The sequence below is a fragment of the Phenylobacterium sp. GW821-FHT12F10 genome (assembly GCF_058806695.1).
The window spans coordinates 205,082-221,096 of record NZ_JBXAPY010000004.1; the positions used below are offsets into that span (position 1 = coordinate 205,082).

Below are 16,015 nucleotides of genomic sequence, written 5' to 3' on the forward strand. Positions count from 1 at the left end.
CGGCTCCTAGCCGCAGGCCTCGGCCTCCCCCGACCCCAGGTCGATGCGGAAGCAGTGGCGTTCGCCGGTTTCGGTGTCGGTGACCACCACCTCGACCTCGCCGTCCTCGTCCGGGGCGGGATGCCAGCGATCGACGAACTCGAAGGCGGCGGTCTCGAAGTCGGGGCCGGTCACGTCGAAGGCGTGCTGGCGGCCCTCGGTGGCGGCGCGGGCGGAGAAATGACGGTCGGGCATGGGCGGCTCCTGAGATGACCTAACGCCGACGCCGGCGAAAGGATTCACCGGCGCGCCGGTCACCTGACGCTGGTCCAGGGCTTGCTCAGCATGTTGGCGCAGTTGATCAGGCCCACCAGTGAGTAGGTCTGGGGATAGTTGCCCCAGAGCTCGGCGCCGTCGAGGGTGATGTCCTCCGACAGGAGCCCCGCGGCCGTCCGCCGGCCCAGCATCTCCTCGAACAGGTCGCGCGCCTCCTGGGCGCGGCCCGACATGTGCAGCACCTCGATCAGCCAGAAGGTGCAGATGTTGAAGGCGGTCTTCGGCTCGCCGAAGTCGTCGGGCACGGCGTAGCGCAGCATGTAGGGGCCGCGCCGCAGCCCCTCTTCCACCGCCTTGATGGTGGCGGCCATGCGGGGGTCGTCAGGCGCCACGAACCGCACGTCCACCAGCTGCAGCAGGGAGGCGTCCAGCTCGTCGCCGCCGAAGGTGGCGGCGAAGCGGCCGAGCGTCTCGTTCCAGGCGCCCGTCTCGATGGTCTGCCGTACCTTGGCCGCGCGGTTGTTCCAGAAGTCGGCCCGCTCCATCAGGCCCAGCTGCTTGGCCGCATTGCCCAGCCGGTCGCAGGCGGCCCAGCACATCACCGCCGAATAGGTGTGGACGTTCTCGCGGCCGCGGAACTCCCACAGCGAGGCGTCGGGCTTGTCGTGCAGTTCGAAGGCGCGCTCCCCCACCGGCTCCAGGGCGCGGAAGTCCTCCACCGTCGCCGGCCGGAACAGCCGCTGGTCGAAGAAGGCCTGGACGGTGGAGAGCACGATCTGGCCATAGACGTCGTGCTGCAGGTGCTCGTGGGCCTGGTTGCCCACCCGCACCGGCCCCATGCCGCGATAGCCCGGCAGGTGCTCGGCGAACCGCTCCACCAGGGACGGCTCCAGCCCCACCCCATAGAGCGGCTGGACGTGGCCGCCCCTGGCCGAGTCGATGACGTTGCGCAGATAGACCAGGTAGTTTTCCAGCATATCGGCGGCGCCCAGCCGGTTCAGGGCCTGGACCACGTAGTAGGCGTCCCGCAGCCAGCAGTACCGGTAGTCCCAGTTGCGCTGGGAGCCCTCGTGCTCGGGGATCGAGGTGGTGAGCGCCGCGACGATGGCTCCGGTCTCCTCGTGGGCGCAGAGCTTCAGGGTGATGGCCGCGCGGATCACCGCCTCCTGCCACTCCAGCGGCACGGTCAGGGTCCGCACCCAGGTGCGCCAGTAGTGGGTGGTCTCGCTCAGCATCCGCTCGGTGGTGGCCGCCACGTCGGCGTCGAATCCCTCGTCGGGGCCCAGGAACATGGAGAAGGGCTCCTCCAGCCGGAACAGCCGCTCGTCATGGATGTGGGAGACCGGCGCCTCGGTGGTCAGCCTCAGGGTCATCTCGCCGCCGACATAGCGCAGGTGGTTGGAGCCGGTGGTCACCGCCGCCGGAGACTCGCCCCAGTTGACCATCGGCCGCATCCGGATGCGCAGGCGCGGCACGCCGCTGATGGGACGCACCCGACGGATGAAGGCCATGGGCCGGTAGATTCGCCCGAACTGCCGGTAGCGCGGGCAGAAGTCGGTGATCTCCACCACCCCGCCGGACTTGTCGGTGATCTCGGTCACCAGGATCGGGGTGTTGCGCAGATAGCTCTGCCGAACGCTGGCCATGTCCTCCACCTCGATGGCCCAGAATCCCTGGTCCTCCGACTTCTCCCCCGACAGCAGGGCGCAGAAGGCCGGATCGCCGTCGACCCGGGGGGCGCAGGCCCAGACAAACCGGCCGCGACGGTCGATCAGGGCGCTGGCGGCGCAATTGCCGATAGGAAAGAGGTCGAGAGTCTGGGTCATATGGGCCGAATCCTCGAGGGTGGTGATCGGTTCGCGGCGCCCGCCGCAGATGCGCCCTGACCACAGGAACGTCTTTTGATAGTCATCGATCTCATGAGCGCAACGCGATTTGGCAGGGAGGCCCGATGATCCGCGCCCGACACGCCCGCATTGTGGCGACCCTCGGTCCCGCCAGCCGCGAGCCCGCCCAGATCCGCGCCCTGGCCGAGGCCGGCGCCGACGTCTTCCGGGTCAATTTCAGCCATGGCGGCCACAGGGACCATGCCCGCACCATCGCCAATGTCCGGGCCGTCGAGGCCCTGGTGGGCCGGCCGCTGGCGGTGCTGGCCGACCTGCAGGGCCCCAAGCTGCGGCTGGGGGAGTTCGCCGACGGCCGGGTGCGGCTGAAGACCGGCCAGGGTTTCCGCCTCGACCGCAAGACCGTCGACGGCGACGCCAGCCGGGTCTGCGTGCCCCATCCTGAGATCTTCGCGGCCCTGAAGCCCGGCGCCGACATCCTGCTGGACGACGGCAAGGTGCGGCTGCGGGTGGAGAAGTGCGGCGCCGACTTCGCCGACACCGTGGTGGTCTCCGGCGAGGCGCTCTCCAATCACAAGGGGCTCAACCTGCCGGGCCTGGCCATCCCGATCCCGGCGCTCACCGCCAAGGACCTGGAGGATCTCAACTTCGCCCTGTCCGAGGGGGTCGATTGGGTGGCGCTCTCCTTCGTCCAGCGGGCCTCGGACATGGCCGAGCTGCGCCAGATCGTGCAGGGCCGCGCCGGGGTCCTGGCCAAGATCGAGAAGCCCGCGGCCCTGGAGGCGCTGGACGAGATCCTGGACCTCTGCGAGGCGGTGATGGTGGCCCGTGGCGACCTGGGGGTGGAGCTGAACCCCGAGGACGTGCCGGTGGTCCAGAAGGCCCTGATCCGCGCGGCCCGGACCCGCGGCATCCCGGTGATCGTCGCCACCCAGATGCTGGAGAGCATGATCAAGTCCCCCAGCCCCACCCGGGCCGAGGCCTCCGACGTGGCCGGCGCGGTCTATGAGGGCGCCGACGCGGTCATGCTCTCGGCGGAGACCGCGGCCGGCGACTATCCGGTGGAGGCGGTGACCATCATGGACCGCATCCTGACCCGGGTTGAGAAGGATCCCCGCTGGCCCGAGCTTATGCGGGCGGAATACCCGGTGGAGGACGCCGACGCCGACGCCCTGGTGGCCGCGGCCCGCCGGGCGGGGGAGGCGGCGTCCACCGGCTGCCTGGTGGCCTTCACCACCACCGGCCAGACCGCCCTGCGCCTGTCTCGGGAGCGCCCGCTGCAGCCGATCCTGGCCCTGACCACCCGCCTGGCGGCGGCGCGCCGCCTGGCCCTGGCCTGGGGCGTGGAGGCCCGGGTGATCGACGAGGTCACCGATCCGGAGGACCTGGTGAAGGTGGCGGTCAACATGGTCACCGACCTGGGCCTGGCGCCCCCCGGCCACCGGGTGCTGATCCTGGCCGGCCTGCCCATGGGCTCGCCGGGCGCGGCCAATATCCTGCGCCTGGCCCACACGCCGATGAAGCGCCAGGCGACGAGTCGTTCAAGCTTGAACGATATCGGCCCTAGCGGATCTTGACCGGCACGCCCGAGCGGCTGTGGGCGTGGACCGTGACCTTGCCCGAGGACCGCTCGAACAGCAGGTTGACCCGGGCCTCCCCCAGCCTCAGTCCGTCCACGGACAGCCGGTCGATGCCGATGGGCAGGCGCGGATCGACGATCTCGATCTCGCCGTCGGCCCCGTTCACGCAGATCCCCAGGCAGGCCTGCAGCATCATGAACACCGAGCCCGCCGCCCAGGCCTGGGGCAGGCAGGCGACCGGATAGTTCACCGGCGGCTCGCCGGCGTTGCGCGGGAAGCCGCAGAACAGTTCGGGCAGCCGCATCTCGAAGCTGGCGGCGGTCTCGAACAGGCCCGAGGTCAGGTTCACCACCCCGTCGCGTTCGCCATAGCGCGACAGGCCCATGGCGCAGACCGCCGTGTCGTGCGGCCAGACCGAGCCGTTGTGATAGCTCATCGGGTTGAATCGGGCCTCGCCGGTGGCCAGCGTCCTCAGGCCCCAGCCGGACTCGAACCGCGCCGAGAGCAGCTGCTCGGTCACCTTCTGCGCCCGCTCCGGCGAGGGCAGGCCGCAGAACAGCAGGTGGCCCGGATTGGTCGTCCGTGTACGGCACAGCTCGCCGTCGCCGTCGATGGCGATGCCGTAGAACTGCTGGTCCTCCATCCAGAACCGGGCCTCCACCGTCTCGCGGATGTGCTCGGCCCGGCCGGCCCAGCGGTCGTGGCTGTCGTCGTCGCCGCGCAGGCGGGCGAAGCGGGCCATGGCCCGGTAGGCGGAGAACGCATAGCCCTGAACCTCCACCAGGGCGATCGGCCCGTCGGGGAAGCGTCCGTCGGCATGGAAGACGCTGTCCTGGCTGTCCTTCCAGCCCTGGTTGGCCAGGCCGCTCTCCTGGCCCCGGGCATAGTCGATCAGGCCGTCGCCATTGGTGTCGCCGAAGTGCTCCATCCAGGCCGTGGCGGCCATCAGGGCCGGCCACAGGTCGTCGATCAGGGCCATGTCGCCGGTGCGTTCGGCATAGGCGCCGGCCAGGGCCACGAACAGCGGGGTGGTGTCGACCCCGCCGTAATAGCGGCCGAAGGGCACCTCGCCGAGGGCCGGCATCTCGCCCTTGCGGGTCTCGTGCATGATCTTGCCCGGCGCGGAGTCGCGGAAGGCCGAGACCTCCTCGGCCTGGTGGGCCGCCAGATAGGTCAGCACCCCCTTGGCCAGGGAGGGTTCGAACCACAGGATCTGCCAGGCGGTGATGATGGCGTCGCGGCCGAAGGCCGTGGAGAACCAGGGGATGCCGGCATAGGGATAGGGGCCGGTCTCCATGCGGGTGGTGAGCAGGGCCAGGTCCGCCCGGGACTTCTCCAGCCATTCGTTGAACAGCCGCCCGGAACTCTTCAGCCGCGCCCCGTGCCGGCGCCGGGCGCGCATGTCCCAGCGGGCGCGGGCCGCCCCGTCCCGGAACCGCTCGCGGCTGGGGACGTGGCCGTCGGTGGCGCCGATCTCCAGATAGAGCTCCAGCCTTCCCTCGGGGGCCAGGGAGTACATGAACTCCGCCCGATGGGCGCTCAGCCGGCCGGGCGGGTCGGAGAAGGCGATGACGCTGGCCCGCTCCACCTGGTCGAGCCCGACATAGCCGAACCGCACCCGGCGCCCGTCGATCTGCGGCGGCAGCATCTGGCCGCGCCGGGCGCGCTTCATGCCGCGCACCTCGAACATGTCGTGGAAGTCGGCCCCGAACTCGACCGATAGGGGCAACAGCACCACGTCGCGGCTGTAGTTGGTGCAGGAGATCCGCTCATAGAGCCGCTCCTCCCACAGGAAGCGCTTGCGCTCGATGTGCAGCACGCCGGGGGGGCCCACCGGGCCGCCGGGATAGGGCAGGGCCTGGTTGGCGCCGTTGAAGGTGAAGAACACATTGTCCTGGGCGATGGCCGCCGACAGCAGGGACGGCGGCTTGCCCCCCAGCAGCACGCGGAACCGCGACAGGATGCGGGTGTCGTTGTGGAACAGGCCGTCGCCGGACCCCAGGATGTCGCCATAGGAGTCGGCCACCACGAAGGTGTCCTTGTCCTTCAGGGCGTGCAGCCGGTGCGGGGTGCGCGGTTCGACCGACTCGCCCAACTCCACCGGCGCGTCCTGGGCCGGCGCGAGATCGTCCATGTCTTGGTGCCTCAGGCGGTGGCGGCGAAGGCGAAGTCCTGGCTGAGCGGTGCGCCCAGCCGGGCGTAGAGGTCAAGATAACGCCGGGCCATGGCGGTGGCCGAGTACCTCAGTTCGAACTGCTGGCGCACCTTGCGGCGATCCAGGGCGTCCAGCCGGCGGACGGCGTCCACCGCCTCGTCGTCGGTGCGCACGATATAGCCGGTCACGCCGTCCTCGATCACCTCGGGCACCGAGCCGCAGGCATAGGCCACCACCGGCGTGCCGCAGGCCATGGCCTCGATCATCACCAGGCCGAAGGGCTCGGGCCAGTCTATGGGGAACAGCAGGGCCCGCGCCCCGCCCAGGAAGGCGGATTTCGCCTCGTCGCCGATCTCGCCGATGAACTCGATCAGCGGCTCCCCCAGGATCAGGGGTTCGATCTTCTCCTGGAAATAGCGCTGGTCGGCGGCGTCCACCTTGGCGGCGATCTTCAGCTTCAGGCCCAGCCGCTTGGCGATGGCGATGGCGCGGTCGGGCCGCTTCTCCGGCGAGATCCGGCCCAGGAAGGCCAGATACCCCTGCGAGGTGGGATGGAAGTCGTAGATGTCGGTGGTCATGCCGTGATGGACGGTGCCGGCCCAGTTGGCGAAGGCGAGCGGCCTGCGCTGGTCGTCGCTGATGGAGACTAGGGGGTATTGCGGCCAGCGCCGGTAGACCCCGTCCAGGTCCTTGAGGTCGAGCCGCCCGTGCAGGGTGGTGATGGTCTTGTCGGCCATGTCCTCGAAGAAGGGGAAATGGATCATGTCGGTGTGGAAGTGGATGACGTCGAAATCGGCCGCGCGGCGGCGAACCTCCGACAGCATCGACATGTGGGCGGCCAGGTCGGATTTCAGCGGGGCCGGGTCCAGGCGGATGGCCTGGTCGCGCACGGTGACCACCTTGGCCTTGGTCCGCGCATCGGCGCTGGCGAACAGGGTGACGTCGTGGCCCAGTTCCACCAGGGCGTCGGTCAGGTGAGAGACCACCCGCTCGGTCCCGCCATAGAACCGCGGGGGAACGGCTTCATACAGAGGCGGAACCTGGGCGATTCTCATGGCGAAATCCTGGACTGGGGGCGAGTCTCCGCCGGCGCTGGAAGAGGCCGCGCCTGCAAAGGCATAGCTCCCGAGCTCGCGGGAAAGTTCCGCATCCGAACGCTGTTTTTGCGATCCGTCCGCCGCGCGCCGCGTTATGGGCGGGTATGATCGAGTCCTTCCCCGACGAGGCGGCCCTGGCGGACGCCGCGTGCGCCGCCACCGTGGCCGCCCTGAGCGCGGGCCTCGCGGCGCGCGGCCACGCCAGCCTGATCGGCACCGGCGGCCGCTCGCCGGCGCCGGTCTATGACGCCCTGAGCGGGGCCGACCTCGACTGGGGGCGGGTCACGGTGAGCCTCTCCGACGACCGGTTCGTCCCCGCCACCTCGCCGGACTCCAACGCGCGCCTGGTCCGTGAGCGCCTGCTGCGGGGCGCCGCGGCGGCGGCCACCTTCCTGCCCCTCTACGCCAGCGTCCCGACCCCGGACGCCGCCGCCGACCTCGCCGACCCCCGTCTGCGGGCGCTGGCCCCCTTCGACATGCTGTTCCTCGGCATGGGGGAGGACGGCCATATCGCCTCCCTGATCCCCGGCAGTCCGGTGATGGCGGCCGGTCTGGATCCGACCGGCGACCGCTTCGTGATCGGAGTTCCGGCGGGCGTCGGCTCGCCGCCGATCGCCCGCATCAGCCTCACCCTGCCGGCCCTGCTGCAGGCCCGCGCCACCCTGGTCCTGATCCGCGGCGCGGTGAAACGCCAGATCGTCGAGGCGGGCTCCGGACTGCCGGTGCACGCCTTCCTCAAACAGGCTAAAGCGCCCGTGCGCGTCCTCTGGACGCCGTGAGTTTTAGGAGCAATCCCATGCATCCGGTCACCGCCGCCGTCACCGCGCGCATCGTCGAGCGCAGCCGCGAAAGCCGCGCCGACTATCTGGCGCGCATGGAGGCCGCCCGCCACGCCGGGCCCGGCCGCGCCAAGCTGTCCTGCGCCAACTGGGCCCACGCCTTCGCCGCCTCCCCCGACGGCGACAAGCAGCGGATGCGCAACCCCAATGCGCCCAACGTGGCCATCGTCTCGGCCTATAACGACATGCTTTCCGCCCACCAGCCCCTGGAGCGGTTCCCCGACATCATCAAGGCCGCCGCCGAGTCGGTGGGCGGCACGGCCCAGTTCGCCGGCGGGGTGCCGGCCATGTGCGATGGCGTCACCCAGGGCCGACCGGGCATGGAGCTCTCCCTGTTCAGCCGCGACGTGATCGCCATGGCCACCGCCGTGGCCCTGACCCACGACGCCTTCGACGCGGCCCTGATGCTGGGGATCTGCGACAAGATCGTGCCGGGCCTGACCATCGGGGCGCTCGCCTTCGGCCACCTGCCGGTGATCTTCGTTCCCGGCGGCCCCATGACCTCGGGCGCCTCCAACGCCGACAAGGCTCGCGTTCGGGGCCTCTACGCCGAGGGCAAGGCGACCCGCGACGAGCTGTTGGACATGGAGATGAAGTCCTATCACGGGCCGGGGACCTGCACCTTCTACGGCACCGCCAACTCCAACCAGATGATGATGGAGATGATGGGCCTGCACCTGCCCGGCGCGGCCTTCGTCACCCCCAACACCCCCCTGCGCGACGCCCTGACCGCGGCCGCGCCCCGCCGCGCCATCGAGATCGCCGACGGGACCAACGCCTATGCGCCGATGTCGGCGGTGGTGGACGAGAAGTCGATCGTCAACGCCATCGCGGGCCTGTTGGCCACCGGCGGCTCCACCAACCACACCCTGCACATCGTGGCCATGGCGCGGGCCGCGGGCGTCATCGTCGACTGGAGCGACTTCGACGAGCTCTCCAAGGTCACGCCCCTGATGGCGCGGGTCTATCCGAATGGCAGCGAGGACGTGAACGCCTTCCACGCCGCCGGGGGCATGGCCTATGTGGTGCGCGAACTGCTGGACGCCGGCCTGGCCCACGAGGACGTCACCACCATCGCCGGCCCCGGCCTGCGCCGCTATCAGCAGGAGCCCTTCCTGGAGGACGGCAAGCTGGTCTGGCGCGAGGGGCCGACGACCTCCCTCAACCCCGACATCCTGCGGCCGGCCAACGACCCCTTCCAGCCCGAGGGCGGCATCCGCCTGCTGTCCGGAGGTCTGGGTCGCGCGGTCATCAAGACCTCGGCGGTGAAGGACGAGCACCTGATCGTCGAGGCCCCGGCCATCGTCTTCGAGGATCAGGACGACCTGCTGGAGGCCCACAAGAACGGCGAGCTGAACCGCGACTTCATCGCCGTGGTCCGCTTCCAGGGCCCCCGCTCCAATGGCATGCCCGAGCTCCACAGCCTGACGCCCGTGCTGGGGGTCCTGCTGGACAAGGGGTTCAAGGTGGCCCTGGTCACCGACGGGCGGATGTCCGGCGCCTCGGGCAAGGTGCCCGCCGCCATCCACGTCTCGCCGGAGGCGGCCATGGGCGGGCCCCTGGCCTTCGTCCGCACCGGCGACCTCGTGCGGCTGGACGCCCATGCCGGGGTGCTGGAGATCCTGGTCCCCGCCGCCGAGCTGGCGGCCCGGCCCGAGGCGCCCGGGCCTACCGCCGCCTTCGGCTACGGCCGTGAACTCTTCGGCGCCATGCGCCGCGCCGCCGGACCCGCCGAGGCCGGGGCCTGCACCTTGTTCGGGGACGCCGCGTGAAGACCAACTATACCGGCCTGGTGGGCGACGTCGGGGGCACGAACGCGCGCCTGGCCCTGGTGGACGACGCGGGCCACATCCGCCACCCCAAGACCTACGCCGCCGCCGACTTCGGCGCCCTGGGCGAGGTGATCGCCCAGTACCTGGAGACCACCGTCGGCCGCCGCTGTCCGCCACGCGCCGTCCTGGCCGTGGCCGGCCCGGTGGTGGACGGGGAGATCGAGTTCACCAACCTGGCCTGGCGGATCTCGGAGGGCGAACTGGTGGGCACCTTCGCCTTCGAGGCCGCCCAGCTGCTCAACGACTTCGCCGCCCAGGCCCTGGCCGCCCCGGCCCTGGACGCCGATGACCTCAAGCCCCTGGGCCCCGTGCTGAAGGGGACCGAGGGGGCGCCCCTCGTCGTCCTGGGGGCGGGCACCGGCTTCGGGGTGGCGGGTCTGGCCCGCTCCGACCGCGGCGACGTCCCCATCGCCACCGAGGGCGGCCACGGCGCCTTCGCCCCCTATGACGAGCTGGAGGCCGAGGTTCTGGCCTGGCTGCGCAAGCTCCACGGCCGGGTCTCCATCGAGCGGGTGCTGTCGGGTCGCGGCATGTTCGAACTCTACAAGGCCCTGGGCGAGATCCGCGGCGTCCCGACCGCCCTGGCCGACGAGAAGGCGGTGTTCGCCGCCGGCCAGGCGGGCGACCCCCTCTGCTCGGAGGTCCTCGACCGCTTCTGCGGCATCCTGGGGTCTGTGGCCGGGGACCTGGCGCTCACCTTCGGCGCCCGCGCCGGGGTCTATGTCTCCGGCGGCATCGCCCCGCGCATGGTCGATCGCCTGAACGGCGGGGAGTTCCGCAGGCGGTTCGAAGACAAGGGGCGGCTTTCCGACTATACGCGCGATATCCCCACCTCCCTGATCGTCCATCCCTACGCGGCTCTGGTAGGGGCGGCCCGGGCGCTGAAACAGTTGGAAGGAAACCGGCTTTGACCCTGCAGGAGATCCTCAAGCTCGCGCCGGTCGTCCCGGTCCTGATCATCGAGGAAGAGGCCCACGCCGTGCCGCTCGCCAAGGCCCTGGTGGCCGGTGGGCTCTATGCGCTGGAGGTCACCCTGCGCACCCCGGTCGCCCTGGAAGCCATCCGCCGCATCGCCGGCGAGGTCGAGGGCGCGGTGGTCGGCGCCGGCACCATCACCACCGCCTCGGCCCGCCAGTCGGTGGCCGACGCCGGGGCCCGGTTCGGGGTCAGCCCCGGCCTGATCGAGGGCGAGGGCTTCGACGGCCCCGTCCCCCTGCTGCCCGGGATCGCCACGGCCACCGAACTGATGTGGGGCCTGCGGGCCGGCTACAGCCACTTCAAGCTGTTCCCCGCCAACATCGTCGGCGGGGTGGGCGCGCTCAAGGCCTTCGCCAGCCCCTTCCCCCAGGCCACCTTCTGCCCCACCGGCGGGGTCAGCCTGGAGAACGCGCCGGACTACCTGGCCCAGCCCAATGTCATCTGCGTCGGCGGCTCCTGGGTCGCGCCGGCGGACGCGGTGCGGGCGGGGGATTGGGGCCGGATCACCGATCTGGCGCGGGCGGCGTCGCGGCTGGGCCAGCCGGCGTAGGCGATCGGAGGCCCGCTCACCGCCAGGCCTCCGGCGTTAGGGCTTGTTCGGCTTTCGGCCGGTCCGGGCGTCCTGCCGCTCCCTCTGCCGATCGAGATGTTCGGCCAGCGGCTTGTCGGGCGACTTCGTCCAGCCGCCCACGCGGTCGATATCGTGCCGCGCGGAACTCTCCACCACGGCGGCGGCGGCCTCATCCAGCGCCGGGATGGCCGACAGGGCCTGATTGACCTTGCGCCTGACGCTTCTCGCCTCCTGCGCCTTGCGCAGGGGTATGAGTTTGCGTGAAGCCTTGTCGTTCTCGCCATAGCTGTTGCGCCGATCGCTGGCGTAGCTGTGCTGCTTCTTCTCCTGCGGCGATTTCTGGGGAGGCGGGCGACCTTTCATAGGTCTGATCTAAGCCCGCCCATCGATTTGGCAAGATGGCTCAGGCCCACGCCAGCACGCTCGCCGTCACCTCTCGACGGATGGCGAAACCCAGGGACTCATAGAGCCGAACCGCTCCGGTGTTGCTGGCGTAGGAGTGCAGGAACGGCGTCTCGCCGCGGCCCACAATGCGCCCGGCCACCACCTGCATCAGCCGCCCGGCATGGCCCTGTCCGCGATGGTCGGGATGGGTGCAGACCCCGCTGACCTCCGTGAAGCCCTCGGGCCGCATCCGCTCGCCCGCCATGGCCACCAGCCGACCGTCCTGCTTGATCCCGACAAAGGCGCCCAGGCGGTGGGTGGCCTCGAAGAAGGGACCCGGTTCGGTCAGGGTGGCGAGCGCCAGCATCTGGGCTGCGTCGGCCTCGGTGAGGTCCTCATAGGCGAAGTCCGCGTCGCCCGGCCTCGGCCGCTCGGCCACCATCTGGGCGCAGACCGCCGCCTTCACCACCGTGACGCCGGGGGGCGGGGTGAAGGGCTGGGCCTCCACCACCCACAGGGTCCCGTCCGCCGGGATCAGCTCGCCAAGCGCGGCCAGGTTCTCCGGCGATCCGTCGGCCGCCGCGCCGAACACGTTGTAGCGGGGGTCGAACCGCAGGGCCCGGTCGTCCCCCAGGGCCAGGTCCCGCTGGCGCGTGCTCAGCGTGCTCCAGACCGGCCGGTCCAGCGGGTGGGCCATCGCCCTAGCGGCCCTTGAAGTTTCCGACCCGGCGCTCGGACACCGCCCGCACGCCCTCGGCATAGTCCTCCGTGGCCCGCAGGATGGTCTGCTGGCCGTGCTCGTGGATCGTCTGGGCGCGGACGGCGGCGGCCAGGTCGCCGCGCAGGGTCTTGCGGGTGGCGATCACCGCCAGGGGCGCGTTCTCGGCGATCTCCAGGGCCAGGCGGCCGGCGGCGGCCCGCAGATCGGCCAGCGGCGCGACCTCGTCCACCAGGCCCCAGGCCAGCGCATCCTCGGCCTTCACCCGGCGCCCGGTCAGGAACATCAGGTTGGCCCGGTGCTCGCCGATCAGCCGGGGCAGGGTGTGGGTCAGGCCGAACCCCGGATGGAAGCCCAGCTTGACGAAGTTGGCGGTGAACCGCGCCTCGGGCGCGGCGACGCGGAAGTCGCCCACCAGGGCCAGGCCCAGGCCCGCCCCCACCGCCGCGCCCTGCACCGCCACCACGATCGGGGTCTCGATGGCGTAGAGCCGCACGGCCTGGTCATAGAGGCTGCCGATGCCCCCCATGCCGCTGCCGGCGATACCGTCGCTGGCCACCAGGTCGGCGCCGGCGCAGAAGGCCTTGCCCGCCGAGCACAGCACCACGGCCCGGGTCACCCCGTCGCCGTCGATCCGCTCCAGGGCCTCTGCCAGGTCGGCCATCAGCTCCACGGAGACGTGGTTGAAGGGCGGGCGGTCGATCTCCACCGTCGCCACGTGGCCGTCGTGGGTGACCTTCAGGTGGTCGTAGGTGGTGCTCATCGTCTCGTTCCCATCAGGTTGCGGGCCACCACCATCCGGTGGACTTCCGAGGGCCCGTCATAGATCCGCATGTTGCGTACCAGCGAGGCCATCAGCTGCAAGGGCATTTCCTTGGTCATGCCCATGGCGCCGAAGCACTGCATGGCGTTGTCGATGACCTCCCAGGCCATCTCGGTGGCGAAGACCTTGATCATCGAGATCTCGTTGCGCACGTCGCGGCCCTGGTCGAGCTTGGCGGCGCAGTCATAGGTCATCAGCCGGGCGGCGTGGATCTTGATAGCCGCGTCGGCGGCCCACCACTGCACCGCCTGGCGGTCCGACAGCGGCTGGCCGAAGGTCACCCGCTGCGGCGCGTACTCGCACATCATGTCCAGGGCCCGCTGGGCCAGGCCGATGCACCAGGCGGCCATCTCCATCCGCCGCGTGCCGAGCCGCACCTGCATGGGGGCGAAGCCCTGGCCCTCGGTCCCCAGCAGCTTCCAGCCCGGCACCCGGCAATTCTCCAGGATCACCTCATAGGTCATGGCCCCGCCGATCATCGGGATCTTGCGCAGCACCTTGAAGCCGGGATTGTCCCCGTCCACCAGGAAGGCGCTCATCCCGCCCCGGGCGCCCTTCTCCTTGTCGGTCACCGCCATGACGATGGTGAAGTCGGCCTCGGCGGCCCGGCTCGTCCAGATTTTTCTTCCGTCGATGATCCAGTCGTCGCCGTCGCGGACGGCCTTGGTGATCATGCCGGCCGGGTCGGCGCCCGCGCCCGGCTCGGAGATGCCGATGGCGCTGATGGTCTCGCCGCGCACATAGGGGGCGAGATAGGCCTCCCGCTGGCGCTCGGTCACCGTGGCCATCAGCATCCGCAGGTTCGGACTGTCCGGCGGCAGGGTGTAGGGGGTCACCGTCGAGCCGAGAGCCTCGTTCACCGCCACCAGGGCCACCTGGGGCAAGTCCGAGCCGCCGACGTCCTCGGGCGCGTCCAGTCCCCAGAGGCCCAGGCGCTTGGAGACCACGTCGATCTTCTCGCGCTCCTCGGTGGTCAGGCCCACGCCCTTGCCCTCGGCCTCACGGGCCAGGACCCGGGGCTCCAGGGGCATCAGTTCGTCACGGACGAATTTCTGCACCAGGTCCTTGAGCATCCGGTGCTCTTCGGAAAGTTCGAAGTCCATAGGTCCGCCCTCGACGCCTGTTGATCTCGCCTTGCGGGGAATTAGCCGGGTTGCCGCTCCGGACGGCAAGCTTCCGCTGAAAATTCCTCAAGGCGGCGCCCCGGCGTGACCTCTTGCGCGCACCCCGGCTTCAATGGTCTTCCAGGGGCAAGAGACGACGGGGAGCTTCGACGTGACCGACACCAAGCAACTGGCGACCAAGGCCACCGGGCCCCTGGCCGGCGTGCGGATCCTGGACCTCACCAGCGTGGTGTTCGGCGCCTACGCCACCCAGATGCTGGGGGACCAGGGCGCCGAGGTCATCAAGCTGGAGGACCCGGGCTCCGGCCGCGGCGACGGCGGCGACATCATGCGCTGGGCTGGCCACGTACCGGAGGACTGTCCCCGCGACCTCGGCCCCATCTTCCTGACCATCAACCGCAACAAGCGCTCGGTGCTGATGGACATGCGCGATCCCGCCTCCCGCCCGCTGCTGGAGGCTCTGATCAAGAGCTGCGACGTCTTCGCCACCTCGGTCCGCTACGACGGGCTCAAGCGTCTGGGCCTGGCCTATGAGGACGTGAAGGCCCTGCGCCCCGATGTGGTCTATGCCCATGCCGCCGGCTACGGCTCGGACGGCCCCTATGCCGGGGAGCCGGCCTATGATGATTTGATCCAGTCGGCCTCGGGCCTGGCCGACCTGCTGCCCCGCACCGATGGCGACCCCACCCCGCGCATCCTGCCGACCCTGGTGGCCGACAAGGTCTCGGGGCTGTTCATGTGTCAGGCGATCACGGCGGGGCTGCTGCACAAGGAGCGCACCGGCCAGGGCCAGTTCATCGAGGTGCCGATGCTGGAATGCGTCACCAGCTTCAACCTGGTGGAGCACCTCTACGACCACACCTTCGAGCCGCCCACCGGCCAGTGGGCCTACCAGCGGGTGGCCAATCCCAACCGCAAGCCCTACCAGACCAAGGACGGCTACATCGGCCTGCTGCCCTACACCGACAAGCAGTGGGACCAGTTCTTCGCCGCCGCCGGCATGGGCGAGACCTTCGGCAAGGACCCGCGCTTCTCCGACTACGCCACCCGCGCCAAGCATATTGGCGAGCTCTATGGCCTGGTGGGGGAGGTGACCCAGACCAAGACCACCCAGGAGTGGCTGGACCTGCTGAAACCGCTGTCGATCCCCATCGTCAAGACCGCCCGCCTGGACGACCTGCCCGAGGATCCGCACCTCAAGGCCGTGGGTTTCTTCGAGCGCTACGACCACCCGCACGCCGGGCCCTACAACGCCATGAAGCCGCCGGTGAAGTTCACCGGCTCGCCCAGCAACATCCGCCGCCACGCGCCACGGCTCGGCGAGGACACGGCCGAGGTGACGGCGGAGATGGGGCTGAAGGCGGACTGACCGGAGGGGCGAACCCCTCCGGTCATCGCGGTCTAGACCGGCGAGAACACCGGGACGGGCGGGCCGCCCTCGGTGGCCTGGAACTTCACCTTCACCTTCTGGCCGATGGCCAGCTTGGACAGGTCGCAGTCCACGAAGTTGGTCAGCACCGCCGGGCCCTCGTTGAGGGTGACGTAGCCGATGGCGTAGGGGCCGGTCGGCGAGCGGTGCATGGTGGAGTAGGTGTAGATCACCCCTTCGCCCGGGCTCTCTTCCCAGACGGTGTCGTCGGAGAAGCAGAAGGGGCAGAGCGCGCGCGGATACCAGTGCGGCTCCTTGCAGGCGTTGCAGCGCTTGATCAGGAACTTGCCCTGTTCGGCCGCGTCCCAGAAGGGCTTGCTCTCGATGGTCACGGCCGGGGCCGGGATCTTGCGGCCCTCGGCCGGCTTGTCTTGAACGTCGCTCAT

The 16,015-nt window shown here is 70.4% G+C and carries 15 protein-coding genes; 6 read left to right on the top strand and 9 right to left on the bottom strand.

Annotated elements, in window-relative coordinates; all coding sequences use genetic code 11:
- Positions 1-6 precede the first annotated feature (6 nt).
- Both AC1RN5_RS20305 and AC1RN5_RS20310 read right to left on the bottom strand, forming a co-directional pair.
- Positions 7-234 carry a DUF5961 family protein gene (locus AC1RN5_RS20305; RefSeq protein WP_493043376.1) on the bottom strand — a complete coding sequence of 76 codons (228 nt, stop codon included), beginning with the start codon at positions 232-234 and terminating at the stop codon, positions 7-9.
- A 59-nt stretch (positions 235-293) separates the two neighbouring features.
- On the bottom strand, positions 294-2,081 hold the full coding sequence (locus AC1RN5_RS20310) for a glycoside hydrolase family 15 protein (protein ID WP_493043378.1): 1,788 nt from the start codon (positions 2,079-2,081) through the stop codon (positions 294-296).
- Positions 2,082-2,206: 125 nt separating this feature from the next.
- On the opposite strand from AC1RN5_RS20310, the gene pyk reads away from it, so the two are divergent.
- Positions 2,207-3,676, top strand: coding sequence for a pyruvate kinase (gene pyk / locus AC1RN5_RS20315; protein ID WP_493043380.1), 1,470 nt, complete (start codon positions 2,207-2,209; stop codon positions 3,674-3,676).
- Here pyk and AC1RN5_RS20320 read toward each other — a convergent pair.
- Both AC1RN5_RS20320 and AC1RN5_RS20325 read right to left on the bottom strand, forming a co-directional pair.
- The gene (locus AC1RN5_RS20320; protein ID WP_493043382.1) at positions 3,663-5,813 is read right to left on the bottom strand and encodes an amylo-alpha-1,6-glucosidase; all 2,151 of its coding nucleotides are present in this window, start codon (positions 5,811-5,813) and stop codon (positions 3,663-3,665) included. The two genes, pyk and AC1RN5_RS20320, sit on opposite strands and share 14 nt — an antisense overlap.
- A gap of 11 nt (positions 5,814-5,824) precedes the next feature.
- The gene (locus AC1RN5_RS20325) at positions 5,825-6,889 is read right to left on the bottom strand and encodes a glycosyltransferase family 4 protein (RefSeq protein ID WP_493043384.1); all 1,065 of its coding nucleotides are present in this window, start codon (positions 6,887-6,889) and stop codon (positions 5,825-5,827) included.
- 146 nt (positions 6,890-7,035) lie between these two features.
- Here AC1RN5_RS20325 and pgl point away from each other — a divergent pair, with 146 nt between their 5' ends.
- Genes pgl through eda form a run of 4 tightly spaced genes read left to right on the top strand, consistent with a single transcriptional unit; the run spans position 7,036 to position 11,130 of the window.
- Positions 7,036-7,710: a 6-phosphogluconolactonase gene (gene pgl / locus AC1RN5_RS20330; protein WP_493043386.1), complete on the top strand. Its 675-nt coding sequence runs from the start codon at positions 7,036-7,038 to the stop codon at positions 7,708-7,710.
- Positions 7,711-7,727: 17 nt separating this feature from the next.
- A complete protein-coding gene (edd, locus tag AC1RN5_RS20335) occupies positions 7,728-9,542 on the top strand; it encodes a phosphogluconate dehydratase (RefSeq protein WP_493043388.1) in 1,815 nt (604 codons plus the stop codon).
- Positions 9,539-10,513 (top strand): glucokinase, encoded by a 975-nt coding sequence (glk, locus tag AC1RN5_RS20340; protein ID WP_493043390.1) that lies wholly within the window; start codon positions 9,539-9,541, stop codon positions 10,511-10,513. Before edd ends, glk begins: the two co-directional genes overlap by 4 nt.
- A complete protein-coding gene (gene eda, locus AC1RN5_RS20345; protein WP_493043392.1) occupies positions 10,510-11,130 on the top strand; it encodes a bifunctional 4-hydroxy-2-oxoglutarate aldolase/2-dehydro-3-deoxy-phosphogluconate aldolase in 621 nt (206 codons plus the stop codon). The genes glk and eda overlap by 4 nt, the downstream gene beginning before the upstream one ends.
- A 36-nt stretch (positions 11,131-11,166) precedes the next feature.
- Here the strand turns inward: eda and AC1RN5_RS20350 are convergent, their stop codons facing one another.
- From AC1RN5_RS20350 to AC1RN5_RS20365, 4 genes are read right to left on the bottom strand one after another with little or no spacing between them, the layout of a single operon-like run.
- Positions 11,167-11,514 carry a hypothetical protein gene (locus tag AC1RN5_RS20350; protein WP_493043394.1) on the bottom strand — a complete coding sequence of 116 codons (348 nt, stop codon included), beginning with the start codon at positions 11,512-11,514 and terminating at the stop codon, positions 11,167-11,169.
- Between the two features lie 40 nt (positions 11,515-11,554).
- The gene (locus AC1RN5_RS20355; protein ID WP_493043396.1) at positions 11,555-12,232 is read right to left on the bottom strand and encodes a GNAT family N-acetyltransferase; all 678 of its coding nucleotides are present in this window, start codon (positions 12,230-12,232) and stop codon (positions 11,555-11,557) included.
- A 4-nt stretch (positions 12,233-12,236) separates the two neighbouring features.
- The gene (locus AC1RN5_RS20360; RefSeq protein ID WP_493043398.1) at positions 12,237-13,016 is read right to left on the bottom strand and encodes an enoyl-CoA hydratase/isomerase family protein; all 780 of its coding nucleotides are present in this window, start codon (positions 13,014-13,016) and stop codon (positions 12,237-12,239) included.
- Entirely contained in the window at positions 13,013-14,179 is a 1,167-nt protein-coding gene (locus AC1RN5_RS20365; protein WP_493043399.1) for an acyl-CoA dehydrogenase family protein, read from the bottom strand. Before AC1RN5_RS20365 ends, AC1RN5_RS20360 begins: the two co-directional genes overlap by 4 nt.
- Positions 14,180-14,351: 172 nt before the next feature.
- Here AC1RN5_RS20365 and AC1RN5_RS20370 point away from each other — a divergent pair, with 172 nt between their 5' ends.
- Positions 14,352-15,569 (top strand): CaiB/BaiF CoA transferase family protein, encoded by a 1,218-nt coding sequence (locus AC1RN5_RS20370; RefSeq protein WP_493043401.1) that lies wholly within the window; start codon positions 14,352-14,354, stop codon positions 15,567-15,569.
- A 32-nt stretch (positions 15,570-15,601) separates the two neighbouring features.
- Here AC1RN5_RS20370 and AC1RN5_RS20375 read toward each other — a convergent pair whose 3' ends face one another.
- Positions 15,602-16,015, bottom strand: a complete 414-nt coding sequence (locus AC1RN5_RS20375; RefSeq protein ID WP_421933369.1) for a Zn-ribbon domain-containing OB-fold protein — start codon at positions 16,013-16,015, stop codon at positions 15,602-15,604.

Coding starts and splice junctions, on each gene's coding strand:
- AC1RN5_RS20305 (WP_493043376.1), bottom strand. CDS start 234: ATGCCCGACCGTCATTTCTCCGCCCGCGCCGCCACCGAGGGCCGCCAG.
- AC1RN5_RS20310 (WP_493043378.1), bottom strand. CDS start 2,081: ATGACCCAGACTCTCGACCTCTTTCCTATCGGCAATTGCGCCGCCAGC.
- pyk (WP_493043380.1), top strand. CDS start 2,207: ATGATCCGCGCCCGACACGCCCGCATTGTGGCGACCCTCGGTCCCGCC.
- AC1RN5_RS20320 (WP_493043382.1), bottom strand. CDS start 5,813: ATGGACGATCTCGCGCCGGCCCAGGACGCGCCGGTGGAGTTGGGCGAG.
- AC1RN5_RS20325 (WP_493043384.1), bottom strand. CDS start 6,889: ATGAGAATCGCCCAGGTTCCGCCTCTGTATGAAGCCGTTCCCCCGCGG.
- pgl (WP_493043386.1), top strand. CDS start 7,036: ATGATCGAGTCCTTCCCCGACGAGGCGGCCCTGGCGGACGCCGCGTGC.
- edd (WP_493043388.1), top strand. CDS start 7,728: ATGCATCCGGTCACCGCCGCCGTCACCGCGCGCATCGTCGAGCGCAGC.
- AC1RN5_RS20350 (WP_493043394.1), bottom strand. CDS start 11,514: ATGAAAGGTCGCCCGCCTCCCCAGAAATCGCCGCAGGAGAAGAAGCAG.
- AC1RN5_RS20355 (WP_493043396.1), bottom strand. CDS start 12,232: ATGGCCCACCCGCTGGACCGGCCGGTCTGGAGCACGCTGAGCACGCGC.
- AC1RN5_RS20360 (WP_493043398.1), bottom strand. CDS start 13,016: ATGAGCACCACCTACGACCACCTGAAGGTCACCCACGACGGCCACGTG.
- AC1RN5_RS20365 (WP_493043399.1), bottom strand. CDS start 14,179: ATGGACTTCGAACTTTCCGAAGAGCACCGGATGCTCAAGGACCTGGTG.
- AC1RN5_RS20375 (WP_421933369.1), bottom strand. CDS start 16,015: ATGAGCGACGTTCAAGACAAGCCGGCCGAGGGCCGCAAGATCCCGGCC.